Source organism: Agreia sp. PsM10 (assembly GCF_030433855.1).
Classification (GTDB): domain Bacteria; phylum Actinomycetota; class Actinomycetes; order Actinomycetales; family Microbacteriaceae; genus Agreia.
Genome location: NZ_JARUXC010000003.1, coordinates 353,210 through 374,687, shown reverse-complemented (window position 1 = coordinate 374,687; position 21,478 = coordinate 353,210). Strand labels below are relative to the sequence as shown.

General features: G+C 66.9%; 19 protein-coding genes, 1 tRNA gene and 1 other RNA gene. 10 read left to right on the top strand and 11 right to left on the bottom strand.

What is annotated here, in order from left to right; genetic code table 11:
- Window positions 1-7 precede the first annotated feature (7 nt).
- Window positions 8-80, top strand: a tRNA-Val gene (locus QCD70_RS05835).
- Window positions 81-140: 60 nt separating this feature from the next.
- Here QCD70_RS05835 and QCD70_RS05830 read toward each other — a convergent pair.
- From QCD70_RS05830 to QCD70_RS05810, 5 genes are all read right to left on the bottom strand, one after another.
- A complete protein-coding gene (locus QCD70_RS05830) occupies window positions 141-635 on the bottom strand; it encodes a hypothetical protein (protein ID WP_301214190.1) in 495 nt (164 codons plus the stop codon).
- 69 nt (window positions 636-704) lie between these two features.
- Window positions 705-1,187, bottom strand: coding sequence for a hypothetical protein (locus tag QCD70_RS05825; RefSeq protein WP_301214189.1), 483 nt, complete (start codon window positions 1,185-1,187; stop codon window positions 705-707).
- Window positions 1,180-1,956 (bottom strand): hypothetical protein, encoded by a 777-nt coding sequence (locus QCD70_RS05820; RefSeq protein ID WP_301214188.1) that lies wholly within the window; start codon window positions 1,954-1,956, stop codon window positions 1,180-1,182. The genes QCD70_RS05825 and QCD70_RS05820 overlap by 8 nt, the downstream gene beginning before the upstream one ends.
- Window positions 1,953-2,543 (bottom strand): RNA polymerase sigma factor, encoded by a 591-nt coding sequence (locus QCD70_RS05815; protein WP_301214187.1) that lies wholly within the window; start codon window positions 2,541-2,543, stop codon window positions 1,953-1,955. The genes QCD70_RS05820 and QCD70_RS05815 overlap by 4 nt, the downstream gene beginning before the upstream one ends.
- A 98-nt stretch (window positions 2,544-2,641) precedes the next feature.
- Window positions 2,642-3,172, bottom strand: a complete 531-nt coding sequence (locus tag QCD70_RS05810) for a hypothetical protein (RefSeq protein WP_301214186.1) — start codon at window positions 3,170-3,172, stop codon at window positions 2,642-2,644.
- Between the two features lie 144 nt (window positions 3,173-3,316).
- On the opposite strand from QCD70_RS05810, the gene QCD70_RS05805 reads away from it, so the two are divergent.
- From QCD70_RS05805 to rnpB, 3 genes are all read left to right on the top strand, one after another.
- Window positions 3,317-4,132, top strand: coding sequence for a Nif3-like dinuclear metal center hexameric protein (locus QCD70_RS05805; RefSeq protein WP_301214238.1), 816 nt, complete (start codon window positions 3,317-3,319; stop codon window positions 4,130-4,132).
- Window positions 4,133-4,187: 55 nt separating this feature from the next.
- Window positions 4,188-4,922 carry a zinc ribbon domain-containing protein gene (locus QCD70_RS05800; protein WP_301214185.1) on the top strand — a complete coding sequence of 245 codons (735 nt, stop codon included), beginning with the start codon at window positions 4,188-4,190 and terminating at the stop codon, window positions 4,920-4,922.
- A 36-nt stretch (window positions 4,923-4,958) separates the two neighbouring features.
- Window positions 4,959-5,342, top strand: an RNA gene (gene rnpB / locus QCD70_RS05795) — RNase P RNA component class A.
- Between the two features lie 42 nt (window positions 5,343-5,384).
- Here rnpB and ppgK read toward each other — a convergent pair.
- Window positions 5,385-6,203, bottom strand: a complete 819-nt coding sequence (gene ppgK / locus QCD70_RS05790; protein ID WP_301214184.1) for a polyphosphate--glucose phosphotransferase — start codon at window positions 6,201-6,203, stop codon at window positions 5,385-5,387.
- Between the two features lie 167 nt (window positions 6,204-6,370).
- Here ppgK and QCD70_RS05785 point away from each other — a divergent pair, with 167 nt between their 5' ends.
- Complete coding sequence (locus QCD70_RS05785) at window positions 6,371-6,559, top strand: hypothetical protein (protein ID WP_055929032.1); 189 nt, start codon at window positions 6,371-6,373, stop codon at window positions 6,557-6,559.
- Window position 6,560: 1 nt separating this feature from the next.
- Here the strand turns inward: QCD70_RS05785 and panB are convergent, their stop codons facing one another.
- Window positions 6,561-7,394 carry a 3-methyl-2-oxobutanoate hydroxymethyltransferase gene (gene panB / locus QCD70_RS05780; protein ID WP_301214183.1) on the bottom strand — a complete coding sequence of 278 codons (834 nt, stop codon included), beginning with the start codon at window positions 7,392-7,394 and terminating at the stop codon, window positions 6,561-6,563.
- Between the two features lie 106 nt (window positions 7,395-7,500).
- On the opposite strand from panB, the gene QCD70_RS05775 reads away from it, so the two are divergent.
- From QCD70_RS05775 to QCD70_RS05765, 3 genes are all read left to right on the top strand, one after another.
- The gene (locus QCD70_RS05775) at window positions 7,501-9,444 is read left to right on the top strand and encodes an alpha/beta hydrolase (protein WP_301214182.1); all 1,944 of its coding nucleotides are present in this window, start codon (window positions 7,501-7,503) and stop codon (window positions 9,442-9,444) included.
- Window positions 9,445-9,516: 72 nt separating this feature from the next.
- The gene (locus tag QCD70_RS05770) at window positions 9,517-10,854 is read left to right on the top strand and encodes a glutamine synthetase family protein (protein WP_301214181.1); all 1,338 of its coding nucleotides are present in this window, start codon (window positions 9,517-9,519) and stop codon (window positions 10,852-10,854) included.
- A 55-nt stretch (window positions 10,855-10,909) separates the two neighbouring features.
- Complete coding sequence (locus QCD70_RS05765; protein WP_301214180.1) at window positions 10,910-13,900, top strand: bifunctional [glutamine synthetase] adenylyltransferase/[glutamine synthetase]-adenylyl-L-tyrosine phosphorylase; 2,991 nt, start codon at window positions 10,910-10,912, stop codon at window positions 13,898-13,900.
- A gap of 70 nt (window positions 13,901-13,970) precedes the next feature.
- Here the strand turns inward: QCD70_RS05765 and glnA are convergent, their stop codons facing one another.
- On the bottom strand, window positions 13,971-15,395 hold the full coding sequence (gene glnA, locus QCD70_RS05760; RefSeq protein WP_055929015.1) for a type I glutamate--ammonia ligase: 1,425 nt from the start codon (window positions 15,393-15,395) through the stop codon (window positions 13,971-13,973).
- 155 nt (window positions 15,396-15,550) lie between these two features.
- Between glnA and QCD70_RS05755 the strand changes: the two genes are divergently transcribed.
- Window positions 15,551-15,979 carry an RDD family protein gene (locus QCD70_RS05755; RefSeq protein WP_441004916.1) on the top strand — a complete coding sequence of 143 codons (429 nt, stop codon included), beginning with the start codon at window positions 15,551-15,553 and terminating at the stop codon, window positions 15,977-15,979.
- Between the two features lie 6 nt (window positions 15,980-15,985).
- Here the strand turns inward: QCD70_RS05755 and QCD70_RS05750 are convergent, their stop codons facing one another.
- Complete coding sequence (locus QCD70_RS05750) at window positions 15,986-16,705, bottom strand: DUF4191 domain-containing protein (protein WP_055929010.1); 720 nt, start codon at window positions 16,703-16,705, stop codon at window positions 15,986-15,988.
- A gap of 151 nt (window positions 16,706-16,856) precedes the next feature.
- Between QCD70_RS05750 and QCD70_RS05745 the strand changes: the two genes are divergently transcribed.
- Entirely contained in the window at window positions 16,857-18,539 is a 1,683-nt protein-coding gene (locus QCD70_RS05745) for a protein kinase (protein WP_301214179.1), read from the top strand.
- Here the strand turns inward: QCD70_RS05745 and sucB are convergent.
- Window positions 18,533-20,011, bottom strand: a complete 1,479-nt coding sequence (sucB, locus tag QCD70_RS05740) for a 2-oxoglutarate dehydrogenase, E2 component, dihydrolipoamide succinyltransferase (protein ID WP_301214178.1) — start codon at window positions 20,009-20,011, stop codon at window positions 18,533-18,535. The two genes, QCD70_RS05745 and sucB, sit on opposite strands and share 7 nt — an antisense overlap.
- Before the next feature lie 73 nt (window positions 20,012-20,084).
- Window positions 20,085-21,458 (bottom strand): dihydrolipoyl dehydrogenase, encoded by a 1,374-nt coding sequence (gene lpdA, locus QCD70_RS05735; protein ID WP_301214177.1) that lies wholly within the window; start codon window positions 21,456-21,458, stop codon window positions 20,085-20,087.
- Between the last annotated feature and the right edge of the window lie 20 nt (window positions 21,459-21,478).

Below are 21,478 nucleotides of genomic sequence, written 5' to 3'. Positions count from 1 at the left end.
GATGCAGGGGCCTTTAGCTCAGTTGGTAGAGCGCCACGTTTACACCGTGGATGTCATCGGTTCGAGCCCGGTAGGGCCCACCCCAAGAAAACCCTGGCACTGCCGGGGTTTTTTGCTTTAAGGGGTATGTGCTTTCGGTCTCAATGAGCCGTGAGTGTGACCGTGCTGTCGTCGGGGAATGTGAACTCGACCGTAACGGGTCGGGCGGCGGGGGCTGAGGCGAGTGCGAATTCCGTGGCGGTGGGGTGGGCGACGAGATCACAGATGCCCTCGGGATTGGGCACCACGAAGTCGAAGGTGACCGTGTAGGTGCTTTCGCCATCGAAGCTGAACGCTGTCGGTTCGGTGATGCAGTTACTGTCGATTCTGCTGATGGTCAGTGTCCTACCGTTTTCGGACAGTTCCGCGATGGGCCCCAGAGTCGTGTCGAGTCGCTCGCTGTCTGTTGGGCTCTCACGGTATGGGGGCATCTCATCGGTCACCGCCGGCGCGGACGCAGGAGGAGAGTCGGAAGGGGAAGCAGCGGGAGGAGTTGAGGTGCAGGCGGAGGAGACGACGAGCGTGAAGAGCATCACGAACGCGGCTTGAGCGAAGCTGTGTGCGCGTTGTCGCCTGTTCTTGCCGAGGTCAGTCATTGGTAGGACCCACCCCCAGAAAACCCTGGCAATGCCGGGGTTTTTGTTTTATCAGTTCCGCGCTCGTTCTCATTGAGCAGTGAGAGGGACGGTGTTGCCGAAGGGGCCCGTGAACTCGACCGTGATTGGTCGAGCGGCGGGGGCCGAGGCGAGGGCGAATTCTGTGGCGTACGCGATGCCGACGGTGTCGCAGATGCCCTCCGGGTTGGGCACGACGAAGTCGAAGGTGACGGCGTAGGTGCTCTCGCCATCGAAGCTGAACGCTGTCGGTTGGGTGATGCAGTGACCGTCCACTCTGCTGATGGTCAGGGTCGTTCCATCTTCTGACAGCTCCACGATGGGCTGCTGCATCCTGCCGAAGCGATTGAAATCTGCAGGCCCCTCGCTGTGCGGCGGCATCTCATCGCTCGCCACTGGTGCGGCTGCAGTCGTTGCGGCAGGCGTGGGGGAGGACGTGCAGGCCGTCGAAGCAAAGAGTGCAACAAGCAGCACGAAGGCCGCCGATGCGAGACGGGGTGCGCGACGTCGCATGTTCTCGCCGGGGTCAGTCATGGGTGAACTCTCCGATCTGAGTTGTTCCGTCCGAGTCGTACAGGGGGAGTGAGGATCCGCTGGCGGCGTCTGCGTACAAGTCGGTGATGCCGTCCGTCGGACCTGCAGCTGAGTTCCCGACGACGGTCCCCACTGCCCGTTCGAGGTCGGTGCGGCGGATGTAGCCGGTTGCACCGTCGGCGTTCCTCACGGCGATGAGATCCGGCGGGCCTGTCTCGCTGATGACGCCATAGCTTTCCCCATTTCCGTTCCTGGCCCACGCCGAACTCGAGGACGTGGAGTAGGCCGCCAAGACAATCCAGTTGCTTTCGAGGGGTGCGGTGACGATCAATGCGCCGTCGCTCGCATCGGTGAGGGGGATGACCTCGTAGACGAAGTCCGGCTGCACATCGCTGCCGGTCAGGTCGTCGGCTGCGCAGGTCACGACGGTCCCCCCGGGAAGGCCGAGGTCTCCAGGAGTGAGGCAGTGCAGAGAGACGACGATACCGTTCGCGTCGTCGGGCGCTGGGCCCAGGTGCACGGTCTCCGTGCCGACATAGGTGCCCGTCACGAAAGAGCTCACCGGTGTGACCTGGGTACTTCCAGGCAGGACGAGCACGCCGGTTGCCGCGGCGGCCGCAGTGCTGGCAAGCAGAGCGACCGCGGCGATCGCGCTGCCGAGCACCCACCGGCGTTGTCGTCGGCGTACACGAGTCGGTGCGTCGACGTGGGTGACGAGTGCTCTGCGGAACGCGTCAGCGAAGCTGTCGCTCATCTGCGGGGCTGTCATGATGCATCTCCTAGGGAGGACTGGAGGTAGAGCGCGAGGGTGGGATGGCCGAGGTACCGGCGAAGTGCCGTTCGGGCGCGGTGCAAGCGGGTGCGGGTGGCTCCGGTTGACAGGCCGAGGATCGGGGCGGCGGAGGACACGCTGTAGCCCTCGATCATGACCAGCGTCACGAGCTGCAGGTCGGTCGATGAGAGCTGGGCCAGAGCACCGGCGAGCTGCGTGTCCGCCACAACATCATTCAGCGCTTCCTCCTCGGCGGAGCGGTGGTGGCTCTCGTGGGGAAGCGCCTCCAGGAGGGCCCGGTACCGACTCCTGCCTCGGTTGAGGTTTCGGGCGGAATTGGTGGCCGTGACCAGCAGCCACGGCAGCACCGAACCGTCTACGACCCGCACAGACGAGCGGCACCGCCACAACTCGAGGAACGCGATCGCCGTCGCATCCTCGGCTTCGCTCGCGTCGACCAGCAGGCGGTACGAGTGCCGGTACACGCGACCCCGGTGCAGGTCGAAAATCGATCCGAACGCCGAACCGTCGCCTGACAGACCGCGCTCCCACAGGGCGGCCTCATCGATCCTGGTTGCGTCCACACTTCATAGTGTCCGCCCAAGCCCGAAACGTTACGTCGTGACACCGATCATGAGTCACTCAGCCGAACGCGCTTCGTGGTCTTCCCTGCGGAGGTGCGTCATGCCCGCAGCAACTCCGGGAGCGTCGCCAGCGTCTGCAGCATGCGATTCTCGGAGTCGACGTCGCCCGCGGCCGCGAAGAGTGCCGCCGCCTCTTCGAGGCGCAGCCGGGCCTGAAGGCCGTAGCCGTCTTTGATCGCGTGCCCGGCGAGGAGGGTGGCCGCCCGGGCGCACCAGATGCGATCGCGCTGCTCGTCTGACGAGGTTCTCAGGACCTGGGCGAGGGCCTGGCCGCCCGATCGATCGGCGTCGTCGAACTCGTCGGTGGCCGTGCTGTAGAGCCGGTTGCGCAGCGATTCCATCACCTCGTCGAACGGGGTCCGGGTATCGCCCAGCGACGTCGATCGAATGCCTCTGCCCGACACCGTCTCCAGTCGCCACATGCCCGACACGGCGGCGAGCCGAACGGAGTACGGGGCGTCGACATCGAAGTCGATCGACTGATCGTCTGTTCGCTGCCAGGCGAGGTGGGCCGCGTTCTCGGCCGCCCAGCGCATCAAGGCGTCTACTGCGTGCGCGTCGTTCGTCATGTGTGTTCTCCCGTGGTCGGCCCCGGGAATCGACGATAGCGAGAGCCGCCGACATCCGGTTGCTGCGACACTGCGGCAGGGAGTCGGAGGCGGCGTCGGACTCGGAGGAGCGCACAGGCACCTCGCCGGTAGGCTGGGCGGGTGATGCACACGCTCCAGGAATTCCAGGCCGCCGTCGAACGGCTCTGGCCGACGCGGTTCGCCGAGGACTGGGATCGTCCGGGACTGACCACGGGTGACGCGACGGCTTCTGCCATGCGCATTCACCTCGCCGTGGATGCCGTGGCCGAGACGGTCGCGGAGGCTCTCGAACTCGGGGCGGACGTTCTCTTCGTTCACCACCCGCTTCTGCTCAGGGGCGTCACGTCCATCTCGACGGATCGGTACAAGGGCGCCCTGCTCACCGACCTGATCCGCGGCGGCTGTGCTCTGGTCGCCGCCCACACGAACGCCGACATCGTCGACGACGGCACCTCGTCGGTTCTCGCGAAACGTCTCGGACTCGTCCATTCCGCGCCCATCGTCGCCGGCGAACGCTCCGGCACCGGCCTGGGCCGTGTCGGGGACCTGGCCGAGCCGACGACTCTCGGCCGGCTCGCGCTGGCCCTCGGCGAGATCCTCCCGGCGACCGCCACGGGCATCCGGGTGTCGGGCGACTACGACCAGCAGATCTCTCGCGTCGCCCTGTGCGCGGGCGCCGGAGATTCGCTCCTGGCCGATCCCGCCGTCACCTCCGCCGACGTCTACGTCACGAGCGATCTACGCCACCATCCCGCGTCGGAGTCGAGACAGCAGTCGATGCTGTCGACCGGCCCTGCGCTCATCGACGTGTCGCACTGGGCCAGCGAGTGGCTCTGGCTCGAGACCGCCGCGGCCGCCCTGCGTGCGGAGCTTCCGCAGGCCACGATCACCGTCAGCGAACTCCGCACAGACCCGTGGGACTTCGTCGTCACCCAATGACCCCCATCTCTCGCCGTTGCACGGCGATGAACACCGTTTGCCCAGGAAGGCACCCATGAAGGCACCGATCGCCGAGCAGCTCGCCCTGCTCGATCTGCAGGCCGCAGACACCCGACTCGACCAGCTCGCCCACAGCGTGAAGACGCTGCCGCAGTCGCTGGCACTCGCCGAACTCGCCAAAGACGTCGCCCGCTCCCGAGCGCTCTCCGCGTCGATCCGCGGCGAACTCGAAGACACGAAGGTCGAGATCGGTCGGGTGGAATCCGACGTCGAGGTCGTGGCGGCCCGCATCGCCCGAGACCGCGAACGGCTCGCGATCAGCTCGTCGCCGAAGGACATCCAGGGCCTCGAGCACGAGCTGGCCTCGCTCCTCAAGCGACAGTCCGACCTCGAAGACATCGAGCTCACCGTCATGGAGCGGCAGGAGGAGATCGACGCCCGCTTCCAGGCCGCGTCCGCTCGCCTCGACGAGCTCCTGGTGACAGAGAAGGAGCTCGTGGCCGACCGCGACGACAAGCTCGAGCAGATCAACGCGGAGATCGCGCTCGTCACGGAACGACGAAGCCGTATCGCCTCGTCGATCAGCGCCGAGCTCGTCGCGCTCTACGACAAGCAGCGCTCCCGGTACGGCATCGGTGCCGCGTTGCTGACGCGGGGAGTCTCCGGCGGCAGCCACGTCAAACTCCACGAGTCCGACCTGGCCGTCATCCGGGCCGCGGCGCCCGACGATGTCGTGCTCGACCCCGACAGCAGCTGCATCCTCGTCCGCACCGAGGAGTCTGGCCTGTGATCGGCCCCGCTGTTCTGCCGTAGACTTCGAGGCGAATGGGTCGGTGAGACGGTCGCGTCAGTCACGCATCTTCGGATGCTCGGCTGCCGAGGAACGTCCGGGCTCCACAGAGCAGGACGGTGGGTAACACCCACCCGGGGCAACCCGCGAGACAGTGCCACAGAGAACAGACCGCCGCAGGCATCAGCCTGGGGTAAGGGTGAAACGGTGGTGTAAGAGACCACCAGAGGCCAGGGTGACCTGGTCTGCTTGGTAAACCTCGTCCGGAGCAAGGTCAGACAGGGAACGTTCGAGACGGCTCGTCGAGTTCCCGGGTAGACCGCTGGAGGGCTGCGGCAACGTAGTCCCGAGATAGATGGCCGTCACGGATCGGTGGTATCGCTGATCCGGACAGAACCCGGCGTACGGCCGACCCATTCATTCCCTCGCCTGGGCGCTGCCGACGCTGCCGCCGGCGCCGCCCTACAGGGCGGCTGCGGGGTGGCCATCGGGCGAGCCGTCAGCCCCCGCGGTCACGCGGGGCTGGGATGCGAGTGCCGCAGACCCGAGGATGCCCGCGTTGTTGCGCAGCACGGCCGGCACGATCTCCGTCGTGAGGTCGAGCAGCGGCAGGAACTCCTGGTAGCTCTTCGAGACGCCGCCGCCCACGATGAAGAGGTCGGGCGATAGCAGCTTCTCGAGCTCGGTGTAGTACTTCTGCAGGCGCTCCGCCCACTTCGACCAGGACAGGTCTTCGCGCTCCTTGGCCGAGTAGGCCGCCTTCAGCTCGTAGTCGCCTCCCTCGATCTGCAGGTGGCCGAGCTCGGCGTTCGGCACGAGGACTCCGTTGTAGATGATCGCCGTGCCGATACCCGTGCCGAGCGTCGTCATCAAGATGAGACCCGACCTGTCTTTGGCCGCGCCGAACCGCACCTCCGCATAGCCGGCCGCATCCGCGTCGTTGACGAAGAAGATGTTGCGTCCCAGCGCGTCCTCGAACAACTTCTCGGCCTCGAGGCCGATCCACTTCTTGGAGACGTTGGCGGCCGACATGGTGCGCCCGTTGCGCACGACGGCGGGGAAGCAGATGCCGATGGGCGCGTCCTTCGGAGCGTCGGTCAGCTTCTCGAGGATCTTCGTGACGGTTCCGACGATGTCTTTGGGCTTGCCGCCCTCGGGCGTCGACAGCTTGACCCGGTCGCTGAGCAGCTCACCCGAGTCGAGGTCGACGATCGCCCCTTTGATTCCCGTGCCGCCGATATCGATGCCGATGGCCACGTTGGATGCGGAAGGGGTGCTCATGGTCGGTCTCCTCGAACTATCACCGTCGACGCGTCCGGCGCGCCTGTGCGTTTCCTACCGAGCCTAGGGCAGTCTCGCCGCCCGCGACGCCTCGGCATGTGGGCCTAGGATCTGAAGTAGCCGAAGCGCCGACCGTCGGAGGTCGGCGCGATATCCCGGGAGTTGACATGTCGGAAGACGCCTCGAAGCAGTACTGGTACAACATGAAGACCGGCAAGGTCGAGCACGGCTACGAGTCTTCTGTGGTCGACCGCGTCGGCCCGTTCGCCACGGAACTCGAGGCGTCGCACGCGCTCGAGAAGCTGCGCGCGAACAGCGCGAAGTGGGCCGAGGAAGAGGCCGACGAGCAGCGCTGAGCTACTCGTAGGAGTGTTCAGGACCCGGGTAGCTGCGGTCGGCGACGTCTGAGCGGAACTGCGTCACGGCATCCGTGAGCACACCGCGCAGGTCGGCGTACTGCTTCACGAACTTCGGGATGCGTCCGGTCGAGAACCCGGCGAAGTCCGTCCACACGAGCAGCTGGCCGTCGACGTGAGGGCCGGCCCCGACTCCGATGGTAGGAATGCGAAGCCTCTCTGTGACCAGGCGGGCGGCTTCGCTCGGGACCATCTCGAGGACGACGGCGAATGCGCCCGCCTCTTCCACGGCGAGGGCATCGGCCATCAGCTGGTCGAGACCGGCCCCACGGCCCTGGATGATGTGGCCGCCGAGACCGTGCTCGCTCTGCGGGGTGAACCCGATATGGGCCATCACCGGAATGCCGGCGCCGACGATGCGCTTGATCTGCTCGACACTGCGTACGCCGCCTTCGAGCTTCACCGCGTGGGCGTGCGTCTCCTTCATGAATCGCACTGCCGTGTGAAGGGCCTCGAGCGGACCGCTCTCGTACGAGCCGAACGGCATGTCGGCGACGACGAACGCGCGGCTGACGGCCAGGGCGACCGCACGGGTCAGGGGTATCAGCTCGTCGACGGTCACTGGCAGGGTGGTGTCGTACCCGAAGACCGTGTTGCCCGCGGAGTCGCCGACCAGGAGGAAGTCGATGCCGGCCTCGTCGAAGATGCGGGCGGAGAGCTGGTCGTAGCTCGTCAGGCCCGTGATCGGCGTTCCCGCCTCTTTCGCATTCTGGAAATGGCGCGTACGCACGCGCTTCGGCACGGCGGGGGGCATGGACGGTGGCGTCTCTGACATCGTTCCAGTCTACTGACGCGCATACCGAGACACTCTGCTCGGGCGAGAGGGCCGGAAGGGCGATCACTGTATCGTGTGGCTGACTCGATAGTGACGGTGATGTGAAGTGATAGGTACCAATCGACTGCGGCTGCGGCTGCCGCTCGTCGCCCTCGTGGTGGGAATGACGCTCGCTTTCGGCGCGCCGGGAATCGCCAGCGCGGCCGACGGCGACGGATGTCCGGAGATCGCAGGGAGCGACGCCGACTGCGGTGTGCTCACGGTGCCCGAGAACCGGCTCAATCCCGCGAGCCGGACCATCGACATCCCCTATGCCGTCATACCCGCCCGCGTGCAGCCGGCCACGGGAACACCCGTGATCGCGCTCGCGCCGGGCCTCGGCGAGTCGGCGGAGTCGCTGGGCCGGCACCTGTCTCGCGACCTCGGCTTCGGAACCCACCGCGACATCGTCGTGCTCGAGCAGCGCGGGGGACAGGCGTCCACTCCGACCCTCGACTGCCCCGGTGTCACGCGCACGTGGGTCGACGCGTTCACGTCGACCGATGACAGCCTGAAGGCGGAGGGCACCGCTGTAGGCATCGAGCTCTCGGACTGCCTGGCCGAGTTCGCTGAGGCCGGGGGAGACTCGAACGGCTACACCATCGCCCAGACGGCGGCCGACGTCGTCGACCTGCGGAACACCCTTCAGATCCCCGCGTGGACGCTGTTCGGATCGGGTTGGTCCTCCAAGGTGATGTCGGCGGTGGCGGGCCTCGACGCGGCCGGAAGCGATGGCGTGCTCCTCGACTCGCTGAGCCCCGCGGCAGCCGACACCAAGGCGGAGGCGTATGCCGCGCTCAACGCCTCACTCGCAGAGCTGTCGTCGCGATCGGGTGTCGAAGGCACCGACTACGCGAAGACCGTTGCGGATCTCGCCGCGGGCTTCGACGACGACCCCTTCACGGGCCCGGTGACCAACCCGTTCACCGGCAAGCAGCGCTTCGTCGAGCTCGACGGAAACGACTTCGTGAGCCTCGTGCAGCAACTGCTCACCGATCCCGCGGTGACCAGCACGCTGCCGTTGCTCTTCGATCGTCTGGAGGACGGCGATTCGGGAGCACTGGCCCCCTTCGTCGTGCTGGGCGCGGATGCGCTCGGAACGGTCGACTGGGGACAGTACCTCGTCTCGACCTGCCTCGACCAGAAGGCGAGTTGGTCGGCCGACCCCGTCGCCCCGGAGGCGGCAGCACCGGCCGAGGGCGAGGAGCCCGTCGTCCCCGTCGATCCGCCCCTGCTCGTCACCTATTCGCTGGCAGACGCGGCGTGCGCGCAGGCCGGCATCTCTCCGGCGGCAACAGAGCTGCGGGCCGCCCCGTCGTTCACGCAGCCCACGCTGATCCTCGCCGGCTCCGACGATCCCATCTCGCCGGCCGCGTCGGCAGAGGCGGCGGCAGGATCCATCCCCGGCAGCCAGTTCGTGTCGTTCACCGGAGCGGGACATCGGGTCGTCGACACGAGTGCGTGCGCGGCGAAGACAGCCGTGGCCTGGCTCGACAAGCCGGGCGACGACGTGTCGGCGGTGTGCGACCACGACGACGCGATCACCCCGATCGTGACAGCCTCGTCGATCCACGAGACCTCTCGTGCCGCATCGGTGGTTCGAGCCGTCGACGACCTCAACTGGTTCGAGCTGCTGATCCCCCTCATCTTCCTGGGCTTCTGCGCCCTCTGGCTGGTGGGATGGATCATCACGATCATCGTGCGGGGAATCCAGCGCGAGCGACTCGGACTCCTCATCGCATCGGGCATCTCGCCCGTCACGGGCCTCGTCTTCGGCGCAGTGGCCGTTCTGGGCATGCAGGCCGCGATGTCCGCGCAGCCCGCCGTGGCCCTCGTGGGTGTGCCCTCCTACTTCCCGTACCTCGGCATCCTGCTCGCCGTGGGGCTCTTCGCCCTGATCGTCGTGTGGAAGCTCGGAAGCAGGGGCGCCGCGCTCCTCGCCTCCGCGGGTGTGCTCGTCTGGCTCGGCATGCTGGCGTGGTTCGCCTGGATCGTCCTCGTTCCGAGTTGACCGATTCGATCAGGGGTCGTGCACTAACCTGTAACTGGTTGAAAGACCCCGTTCGAAAGAGAGTGCCCATAGATGGATAAGCAGCGTGACTTCGTTCTTCGCACCATTGAGGAACGCGGCATCAAATTCATCCGCCTCTGGTTCACCGACGTGGTCGGCACGCTGAAGTCGGTCGCGATCGCGCCGGCCGAGGTCGAGGGTGCGTTCTCCGAAGGCCTGGGATTCGACGGCTCCGCCATCGAGGGGCTGACGCGCTCCTATGAGGCCGATGTCCTGGCGCATCCCGACCCCACCACCTTCCAGATCCTTCCGTGGCGGGGCGAGATCGACCCGACCGCCCGCATGTTCTGCGACATCACCACGCCCGACGGCCTGCCCGCGGTGGCGGATCCTCGCAACGTCCTGAAGCGCACCCTCGCGAAGGCCGCCGACCGCGGATTCACGTTCTACACGCATCCTGAGATCGAGTTCTACCTCCTCAAGTCGTCCCAGTACGGTGCCGACGGCCCCGAACCCGTCGACTCGGCCGGCTACTTCGACAACGTTCCCGGAGGAACCGCCCACGACTTCCGTCGTCGCTCGGTCCGCATGCTCGAGGATCTGGGCATCTCTGTCGAATTCAGCCACCACGAGGCGGGCCCGGGCCAGAACGAGATCGACCTCCGCTACGCCGATGCTCTCACCACTGCCGACAACATCATGACGTTCCGCACGGTCATCAAGGAGGTGGCCATCGAACAGGGCGTCTACGCCACGTTCATGCCCAAGCCCCTCGCCGGACATCCGGGATCGGGAATGCACACCCACCTCTCGCTCTTCGAGGGTGACGGCAACGCGTTCTACGAGGCCGGTGCCGAGTACCAGCTGTCGAAGATCGGCCGCCAGTTCATCGCCGGGCTCCTGCACCACGCGCCCGAGATCACCGCGGTCACCAACCAGTTCGTCAACTCCTACAAGCGCCTCTGGGGCGGCGACGAGGCGCCGAGCTTCGTGTGCTGGGGCCACAACAACCGGTCCGCACTCGTGCGCGTGCCGCTCTACAAGCCCAACAAGGGCCAGAGTTCACGCATCGAGTACCGAGCCATCGACTCGGCCGCGAACCCGTACCTCGCGTACTCGCTGCTGCTCGCGGCGGGCATGAAGGGAATCGAAGAGGGCTACGAGCTGCCGCCCGAGGCGGAGGACAACGTGTGGAGCCTGAGCGAGGCCGAGCGCCGAGCGCTGGGCTACAACCCGCTGCCCGCCAGCCTCGATCGGGCCATCACGCTCATGGAGGGTTCGGAGCTGGTTGCGGAGACGCTCGGCGAGCACGTCTTCGACTACGTTCTACGCAACAAGCGCCAGGAATGGCAGGCGTACCGCGCCCAGGTGACGCCGTTCGAACTCAAGAGCAACCTGGAAATGCTCTAACCCCAGTCACTGCACGGCAGTGCGGCGAGGTCGCCGCACTGCCTGCCGGAGGACCATGCGCGAAACGAGATCACTCACCTATCTGGCCCGTCTGGGCTTCGCCGATCTCGACTGGGCCGACGAGCAGCTGCACGTCGTCGCCACGCTGGCCGGCCTCGATGTCGACGATCTCATCGCGGCCATTCCCTCCGCGGCCGACCCCGACCAGGCGCTCGGCTGCCTGGCCCACCTTCTGCGGCGGTCGCCCGACCATGTCGCGCCGATCCTTGCCGACGAACGCTATCGGCTTCGGCTGATCCGGGTTCTCGGCGCATCCAAGGGACTCGGCGACTTCTTCGCGCGGCATCCGTCCGAACTCGACGTCCTCGTCGATCCACGCCTGCAGCTCCCCACCGCGGACGACTCCCGATCGGCCCTTCTCGAGTCCGTGGGCTCCGTCGACGGGTTCGCGTCGGCATCCGGTGAACAGGCCTGGACCGCCCTGCGTGTGCGGTATCGCGGTCTGCTCGCACGAGTGGCCGCCTACGACCTCGAGCAGGCCGACCCGGTGACCGGGCTCGACCGCATCGCGTCCGCGCTCGCCGACCTGGCCGCCGGAGCCCTCGAGGCCTCGCTCTCGGTGGCTCGCACGACCCTGTCGACGAAAGGCCTCGGACTCTGGTTCTTCGACCACGACAGCGTGTCCCAGACCCGTCTCGCGATCATCGGCATGGGCAAGGCCGGAGCTCGCGAACTCAACTACGTGAGCGACGTCGATGTGATCTTCGTGGGCGAGGGCGAGCCCGACAGCGAGCTGCCGCCGGAGCGGTCGATCGAGATCGCGACGCGACTCGCGATGCTGACCATGAGGGGCATCTACGAATCGGGGTTGGAGCCTGGCCTGTGGGAGGTCGACCCGAATCTTCGTCCCGAGGGCAAGGACGGGGCCCTCGTGCGCTCGCTCGAATCGCACGTCGCGTACTACGACCGATGGGCGAAGAGCTGGGAGTTCCAGGCCCTGCTCAAGGCGAGGCCGTTGGCCGGCGACGCGGAGCTCGGCCGCCAGTACGTGGCGGCGATGGCGCCCCGCGTGTGGTCGAGCGCCTCTCGGGAAGGGTTCGTCGAGTCGGCGCAGAAGATGCGCGAGCGCGTGACCCAGCACATTCCCGCCGACGACGTGCACTACCAGATCAAGCTCGGGCCGGGCGGCCTGCGCGACATCGAGTTCACTGTGCAGCTGCTGCAACTCGTGCACGGACAGAACGACGACGAGATCCACCAGGCGGGCACCATCGCGGCTCTGACCGCCCTCGCCGATCGCGGCTACATCGGTCGGGCGGAACAGGTCGAGTTCGCCGAGGACTACCGGATTCTCCGGCTTCTCGAGCACCGCCTGCAGCTGCGCTTCCTGAAGCGCACCCATCTGATGCCGCGTGACGAACTGGGCCAGCGCGTGCTCGCCCGGGCCACCGACCTCGAGCCCTCCGCTGCCCAGCTGATCGAGCGCTGGAACGGCATCAAGCACCGGGTCCGCAACCTCCACGTGCGCCTGTTCTACCGCCCGCTCCTCGCGGCCGTCGCCGGACTCTCGGCCGACGACGTGGCTCTCACCAGCCAGCAGGCCGAGGCACGGCTCGCGGCCATCGGCTTCATCGACCCCAGGGGTGCGCTGAAGCACATCGAGGCGATGACCTCGGGCGTGTCCCGCAAGGCCAGTATCCAGCGGCATCTGCTCCCGGTCATGCTGCAGTGGTTCGCCGACGGAGCCGACCCCGATTACGGACTGCTCGCATTCCGGCGCCTCAGCGACTCGTTGGGCGACACGTACTGGTTCCTGCGCATGCTGCGCGACTCGTCAGGAGCCGCCGCGCGGCTCACCCACGTCCTGTCCGCCTCGCGCTACGTCGGCCAGCTGCTGCAGGGCATACCGGAGGCGGCCGCCTGGCTGGAGAACGAGGAGGAGCTCAGGCCCCGGCCGTACGCGCTGCTCGACGAGGAGATGCGCGCGATCATCGCACGTCACGACACGCCGGATGCCGCGGCCAGCGCTCTGCGGGCCGCTCGCCGTCGTGAGGTGCTGCGGTTGGCCATCTCCTCCATCCTCGGAATCATCACGGTCGACGAGCTCGCCCACGGACTGACCGACGTCACGACGGTGCTGCTGACCGGCATCGTCTCCGTCGTGCGGCAGTCCTCTGCAGCGCAGGGCGGAGACGGAATCGAGTTCGCCATCATCGGCATGGGCCGGCTGGGCGGTCGGGAGGTCGGCTTCGGTTCGGACACCGACGTGATGTACGTCTACCGACCCGTATCGGTCGAGAGCGAGGTGGCCGCGGCTGCTGCTCGGGCCATCGTCACCGAGATCAAGCGCCTCACCGAAGACCACCGCCTTCCGCTCGACATCGACATCGATCTGCGGCCCGAGGGCAAGAACGGCGCGATCGTGCGCTCCCTCGATTCGTACAGGGCCTACTACGCACGGTGGTCTCTCACCTGGGAGGCGCAGGCGCTTCTGCGGGCGCGCGGACTCACCGGTGACGAGGCGCTCGTGAGGGACTTCGAGCAGCTCGCCGACACGGTGAGGTTCCCTTCCGAGATCGCGGAGAAGGAGGTGCGCGAGGTCAAGAGGATCAAGGCCCGGGTCGAGAACGAACGCCTGCCCCAGGGAACCGATCCGCTCAGGCACCTCAAACTGGGGCGGGGCAGCCTCAGCGATGTCGAGTGGCTCGTTCAGCTGACCCAGCTGCAGTGGGGGAGCAGGGTGCCCAGCCTGCGCACGACGTCGACGCTCGAAGCTCTGGATGCGGCCGTCGCGGCCGACCTCGTGAGCGGCACCGATGCATCCGTTCTTCGTGCGGCCTGGGTCTTCGCATCACGGGCCCGATCGGCCGTGACCCTGTGGGCGAACAAGAACTCCGACGTGCTCCCGAGCGACCGGAAGGCGCTCGAGGGCATCGCCCGGCTGCTGGAGTACCCACCGGGATCGGCGACCACGTTGGAGGAGGACTACCTCGGGGTCACCCGACGGGCCCGCGCCGTCTTCGAAAGACTCTTCTACGGCTCCTGACCCGCTGCAGACGACGAACAGGGCCGCACCCTCCGATGAGGATGCGGCCCTGTCTTGGTGAGCTCGGTGCTTAGACGCCGTAGTACAGCTCGAACTCGAACGGGTGCGGACGCTGCTGGAGCGGCTTGATCTCGTTCTCGCGCTTGTAGCTGATCCAGTTCTCGATCAGGTCGATCGTGAACACGTTGCCCTGAAGCAGGAACTCGTGGTCTGCCTCGAGCGCGTCGAGCGCCTCGCCGAGCGACGCGGGGCCCTGCGGGATGAGCTTCGCCTCTTCGGGCGGCAGCTCGTACAGGTCCTTGTCGACGGGCTCGTGGGGCTCGATGCGGTTGACGATTCCGTCGAGGCCGGCCATCAGCTGAGCCGCGAACGCGAGGTACGGGTTGCCCGAGGCATCCGGCGTGCGGAACTCGATGCGCTTGGCCTTCGGGTTCGTGCCCGTGATCGGGATGCGGATCGACGCCGAGCGGTTGCCGGCCGAGTAGACCAGGTTGACCGGGGCTTCGAAGCCGGGGACGAGGCGGTGGTAGCTGTTGACCGACGGGTTCGTGAACGCGTAGACGGCGGGGGCGTGAGCCAGGATTCCACCGATGTACCAGCGAGCGATGTCGCTCAGTCCGCCGTAGCCGGCCTCGTCGTAGAACAGCGGCGCGCCGTCGTTCCAGAGCGACTGGTGGGTGTGCATGCCGGAACCGTTGTCACCGAAGAGCGGCTTCGGCATGAACGTCGCCGTCTTGCCCCAGCGCTCGGCCACGTTCTTGACGATGTACTTGAACTTCAGGATGTCGTCGGCCGCGTGGACCATCGTGTCGAACTTGTAGTTGATCTCGCCCTGGCCTGCAGTGCCGACCTCGTGGTGACCGCGCTCGACCTCGAGACCGGCAGCCATCAGTTCGAGCACGATGTCGTCGCGCAGATCGGCGTGCTTGTCGACCGGGCTGACGGGGAAGTAGCCGCCCTTGTAGGGGGTCTTGTTGGCGAGGTTTCCGCCCTCTTCCGTGCGGCCGGAGTTCCAGGCCGCCTCGTCGGAGTCGACCGAGTAGGAGCTGGAGTGCTGGTTCACTTCGTACTTGACGTCGTCGAAGATGTAGAACTCGGCCTCGGGAGCGAAGAACGCGGTGTCGGCGATGCCGGTCGACGCGAGGTACTTCTCGGCCTTCTTGGCCACCTGGCGCGGGTCGCGGTGGTAGATCTCGCCGTTGCGCGGGTTGTAGATGTCGAAGATCATGATCAGCGTGCGGTTGACGCGGAACGGGTCGATGTAGGCCGTCGAGACGTCGGGGATGATCTGCATGTCCGACTCGTGGATCGAGGCGAAACCGCGGATCGACGATCCGTCGAACATCTGCCCGACGGTGAAGAACGACTCGTCTACCGTGGAGGCGGGGATGGTGATGTGCTGCTGGACACCGGGAAGGTCGGTGAACCGAATATCAAGGAACTTTACGTCCGTGTCCTTGATGAACTTGAGCACCTCGGAAGAATCACTGAACATGTGAGAGACTCCAAATGGCTTGGTACAGAGGAACAGCTGCGAACGCAGCCGTCCCGAGCCTACGGGGAAGCCATTACCCAGCAGTGACACAATTGTTTCGAGCATGTTACGGCTTGCCCTCAATGCGCCCACGACGACGGTCGTAAACTCGTCTGGTGCCCACTTCAACCGTCTCGTCATCGCCCAACGGGGCGCCTCCCAGCAACTGGCCGGGGGAGCGGATGGGCTTTCCGCGAACGGGCATCGGGTCGGTCGCTCGCAGCGGTCGACGACTCGTCGCGATCCTGATCGACTTCGCCGCCTGCTACGTCGTCTACTTCGCCTTCTTCTTCGGCAACGACTGGGCGAGCCTGGTCATCTTCGCCGTCGAGCAGATCGTTCTGCTCACGACTCTGGGCAGTGGCCTGGGGCATTTTCTGCTCGGCATACGCCTCGTCAAAGTCGACGGGAGCTACGCCGGGGTGTGGCGCCCGATTCTGCGCACGGCGCTGCTGCTGCTGCTCATACCCGCGCTCATCTGGGACTCGGACCAGCGCGGCCTGCACGACGTGTTCGCCGGCACGGTTCTCGTCATGCGTCGCTGAGTCGGGTCAGCGACCTCGCTGGGGGCGAACCTTGAAGGGATCGACGCCCTTGGGGATGGGCATGCCCGTCGACCCCAGTGAGGTGAGTCGGTTGCTCACGGCCATGACCTCGGCCTTGTTCAGCGCGGGCTTCACCTTGGCCATGCGGCTGGCGACCTTGTGCAGGGGGAGGGCGTCGGGGTCGTGGGAGTCGACGTAGAGGAACGTGACCGGCACGTTGGGGAGCACGCGCAGCACCTTGCGGCGCTCTTCTTCGAGCATGCGCGTCGTGCGGGTCTTGGACCCTTCGCTGATGAGCACGACACCGCCACGGCCGACCGCGCGGTATACCGCGTCCTGGGTCTTTCCGTTCACGGCCACGGGCATCTCGCTGCCACGCCAGCTGCGCTTGAGGCTGGAGCGGAGAACGGCGCCGACTGCACCGGGCTGGCCTGCGATCTGACCGTAGGCGGCACGTTCGGCTCGACGGCCGAGGATGATGAGCGCGACGAGGAAGCCCGCGAGGACACCGGCGACGATCCACATGGCCATGGCGAAGCCGTTGCCGTCAGACAGGAGAAGGGCGACGATCAGGCCCGCGGCGACGGGGAGCAGAAAGCCCAGCGCCATGATCCAGACGACGTTCTTGTCGTAGCGACGGGTCATCGTGAAGACCTGCCACATCTGCTTGATGCGGCCCGGCTCTTTGGGGGGCTTGGGGGTGGATTGCTCAGTCTTGCGTGCCATGCGTCAAGGATACCGAGTCGGCTTCGATCGTGCGGACACGTTCGCTCATGGCAGCGGCACCGCTCCTCCACACGCTCCGCGCGTGGTCGACTCTGCACAGATCGTTCGCCCAACCGGGCAGCATGGTCCCGCCGAACGGCACTGTCGAGAGATGAGATACGGCCGCAGTCTTCCGACAGCCCCGCCACCGGGCACCGAGCGGGCGGCGAACGAGCGGCGCACGCCGGGCGAGCCGCACGGATCGCGGCTCGACGACGTGGCAGGGCACAGGGTCATGAGACGGTTCGCCGTCGGTTCGAGGGCCACTCTCCTGCTTGCGCGTCCGACTTCGCCGAGCGCCGAGCCGCACCCTCGCGCACGGCTCGTCAAGGTCTTTCACGCCGAGACGTCCGCGAGCAGCATCGACGTCGAACTCGCCGCGCTGAGTGCGCCGGCGACCACTCATGTCGTGCGGCTCATCGACATCGCGACGGTCGAATCGGGCGAGCCACCCTGCCTCGTGCTCGAAAGACTGCCCGGCCCCGCGCTGTCTGCCTATGTCGACAACCCACAGAGGCTGACCGCGGGGCAGGCCGTGACGATCCTCGCACCCCTGTGCGCAGCGGTGCAGGCGCTCCACGAGGCCGGCGTCACGCACGGCGCCATTCATCTCCGCAGGATCGTCTTCGATCAACGCGGAGCTCCGGTGCTCACGGGATTCGGTCGCGGAGTGCTTCGCGCCTCGCCGCTCGCGCGGGGAGCGAACTCCAGGTCGCATGCACGATTGCGCTCCGAGACATCGGCGGAGTCGCCTGAAGCAGTCTGGCGTTCCGCGGTCCTCGCCGACCACCGGGGCCTCCTCGCCGTCGTCGAGGGAGTGCTCGCCCACGTCGACCCGACCGAGCTGAGAGGCTTCGACATCGTGGCCTCGGCTGCCGAGGTCGGCGTCGGGCCGAGCGCGGACTTCCTCCCACGGCTGGAAGGGCGGCTCTTCGCCGTCGCGTCACCCGACTCCGTCATCCTGCCGAACCACGCCCTGGGTGGCGGACGGCCTCGCTCGGCCGCACGCGAGCCGACCGAGCCCGATGCCGTCGTGCCGACGACTCGGGAGACTCAGCAGACACAGACCGCAGAGTACGACTGGCAGGCATCGACTGCCGCACCCCCTCCCGCGCCGGCGGAGAACAGGCTCATCGCCGCTCTGCGCATCCTCGGTGCGTCGTCGTCGGCGCTCGAGGTCGCCTCCCGCATCGTCGATGCGACGGCGCGAGGGTCGAATCGGATCGCCTCGGATGCCTCGGCGTCGGTGGCCGACACACGCAACGAACAACGGCAACCGACCAGCCGGCACCCGACGGCGAGACGAGTGGGCCGCCGACCGCTGCTCGTCGGGGCCCTCTGTGCCGTGGTCGCAACGACAGCGTTGCTGCTGGCGCTTCCTGTGCCGCGAGATCAGGCCCAGGCGGGAGTCGATGTGGTGCCGTCGAGCGAGCCGTCCGAGGCACCTGCTCCGGCCCGCGAACCGCTGGCCGAGACGAACGGCGAGGACGCGAGCCTCGCGCAGTCAGAGGATCCCGCCGACGCCCTGCGCGGTCTGTCGGCCGTCTCCGAAGGGTGTGCCGCCTCTGCGGAGCAGGAGGCCTGTCTCACTGACGTCTTCCAGCCCGACTATCTGGCATCGAGGGCCGATGTGACCGTTCCGCTCGTGATCGACGCCTCGGAGGCGATCGTGACGGGATCGTGGGGCGGCTCAGCGCTTGTCGCGGCCCGGTTTAACGACCAACCGGCCTCGTTCCTTCTGATGAAGGAGGAGGCCGGTTGGCGGGTGCGTGACGTGTTCGTCAGCGATCAGTAACCGAGGTTGCCCTCGAACGCGCCTTCTTCGAGGCGGTTCTTCACGGCGACGAGGAAGCGGGCCGCGTCGGCACCGTCGACGATGCGGTGATCGTAGCTGAGCGCCAGGTAGACGGTCGAGCGGATGGCGATCGCCTCGCCCTCGTCGGTCTTGATGACGAGCGGCTTGCGCGAAACGATGCCGGTGCCGAGGATCGCGACCTGCGGAAGGAAGACGACCGGTGTGTCGAAGAGCGCGCCGCGCGAACCCGTGTTGGTCAGCGTGAACGTGCCACCGGCAAGCTCGTCGGGCTTGAGCTTGTTGTCGCGGGTCCTCGTGGCCAGGTCGGCGATCTCGCGAGCGAAGCCGGCCAGGTCGAGCTCACCGGCATTCTTCACGACGGGCGTCAGCAGTCCGCGCTCGGTGTCGACGGCGATGCTCACGTTCTCGTGGTCGGGGTAGACGATACTGTCGCCATCGACCGTGGCGTTGATGATCGGGTAGGCCTTCAGCGCCTCGGTGGCCGCGAGAGCGAAGAAGGGGAGGAAGCTGAGCTTGTTGCCCGTCTTCTCCTGGAACGTCGCCTTGACCTTGTCTCGCAGAGCGGCGACGCGGGTGACGTCGACCTCGACCACGCTGGTCAGCTGAGCGGTGGACTGCATGGACTCGACCGCACGCTGCGCGACGACCTTGCGGAGGCGCGACATCGGCTGCGTCGTTCCACGAAGGTCGGACACCGGCAGCGTCGTGGAGACGGCCTTCGGTGCCTCTGACGTGGCTGCAGCGGGGGCGGCCTTGGCCGCTTCGGCCGCGGCGAGAACGTCTTCCTTGCGGATGCGACCACCGACGCCGCTGCCGGTGAGCGTCGACAGGTCGATGCCGTTGTCGCCAGCGAGCTTGCGGACGAGCGGAGTGACGTAACCGGCGTTGGCGGCACGCGAAGAGTCGTCGGACGACGCGGCAGGTGCAGCTGCGGCGGGCGCAGGTGCAGCGGCGGGAGCAGGAGCAGGCGCGGCAGCGGCAGGCGCGGCAGCGGCGGGAGCCGGTGCTGCGGCAGCAGGAGCGGGAGTGGGCTCGGGCGTCGCGGCCGGAGCAGCCTCGGGCTCGGGCGCCGGAGCGGGAGCCTCGGCTTCCGTCTCCGCTTCGGTCGACGGTTCCTCGGCGGGGATCTCCTCAGGTGCCTCAGGGGCGGGTGCAGCCTCGGGTTCGGCAGCCGCTGCGGGCTCGGCCGGAGCAGCGGACGGCGCTGCCGAGCTTCCGTCTCCGATGCGCACGAGAGCTGTGCCGACCTCGACGGTCTCGTCCTCCTGAACCAGGATCTCCTCGATCACACCGGCTACGGGTGACGGGATCTCGGTGTCCACCTTGTCCGTTGACACTTCGAGCAGGGGTTCGTCGACCTCGACGCGGTCTCCCACACTCTTGAGCCAGCGGGTTACCGTTCCCTCTGTGACACTCTCACCGAGTGCTGGAAGGTTGACGGATTCGCTCATTAGCTTGTCTCCTTTAGAAACCGATCGTGGTTTTTAGCTTACTTGTATTGAGTCTGTGCGGAACGCGGGGCGGTCAGAGCGCGTGCAGGGGCTTGCCTGCGAGGGCGAGGTGTGCCTCGCCGAGAGCCTCGTTCTGAGTGGGGTGGGCGTGCACCAGTTGCGCGACGTCCTCCGGGTAGGCCTCCCAATTGACGATGAGCTGCGCCTCGCCGATCAGTTCTCCCACTCGGGCCCCGATCATGTGGATTCCCACGACAGGCCCGTCGGCCACTCGCACAACCTTGACCGACCCGGTGGTTCCGATGATGTGGCTCTTGCCGTTGCCGCCGAGGCTGTAGTCGTACGAGGTGACCCGGTCCTGTCCGTATTGGGCGATCGCCCGCGCCTCCGTGAGACCGACGGACGCGACCTCGGGGTCGGAGTAAGTAACTTTGGGGATGTTGACATCCTCGACGATCTGCGGCGCGAGGCCGGCAATCTCCTCGGCCACGAAGATTCCGTGCTGGAATCCGCGGTGGGCGAGCTGCAGACCGGGAACGATGTCGCCGACCGCGTAGAGGCCGGGGATATTCGTCTCGAGGCGCTCGTTGGTGATGACGAATCCGCGATCGATCTCGACACCGACCTCTTCGAATCCGAGGTTCTGCGTCGACGGCCCGCGTCCGACGGCCACGAGAAGAAGCTCCGCCTCGATGCGGCGGCCGTCCTCCAGCGTGACGACGACGCCGTCGTCGTTCTGATCGACCGACTGGAACCGGGTGCCGAGCGAGAACTCGATGCCGCGCTTGCGGAAGGCGCGCTCGAACTGCTTGCTGATCGATTCCTCCTCGTTGGGCACGAGGTGGGGCAGCGCTTCGATGATCGTGACGTCGGAGCCGAACGACTTCCACACGCTGGCGAATTCGACACCGATGACGCCGCCGCCGAGGATGGCGACCTTCTTCGGCACGAAATCGAGTTCGAGCGCCTGCTCGCTGGTGATGACGCGGCCCCCGATCTCGAGGCCGGGAAGCGAGCGGGCGTAGGAACCCGTGGCGAGCACGACGTTCTTGCCGGTGACGACATCGTCGCCGACACGCACCTGCGTGGGGGAGACCAGACGCCCCTCACCCCGGATGACCGTGATCTTGCGCGCCTTGATGAGCCCTTCCAGACCCTTGAACTTGCTCGAGACGATGCTCTCGCGGTAGGCGGTGACGCCGTTCATGTCGACCCCGTCGAACGAGGTCGAGATGCCGTACTTGGCCGCGCCGCGTGCCACATCGGCCACCTCGGCCGAGTGCAGGAGGGCCTTCGTGGGGATGCAGCCGCGATGCAGACAGGTTCCGCCCAGTTTGTCCTTCTCGATCAGGCCTACGGTGAGGCCGAGAAGACTGGCTCGGAGTGCGGCCGCGTAGCCGCCGCTTCCGCCGCCGAGGACGACCAGGTCGAAATTCTGTTCAGACACTCGCGGTGACTCCCTCGTGA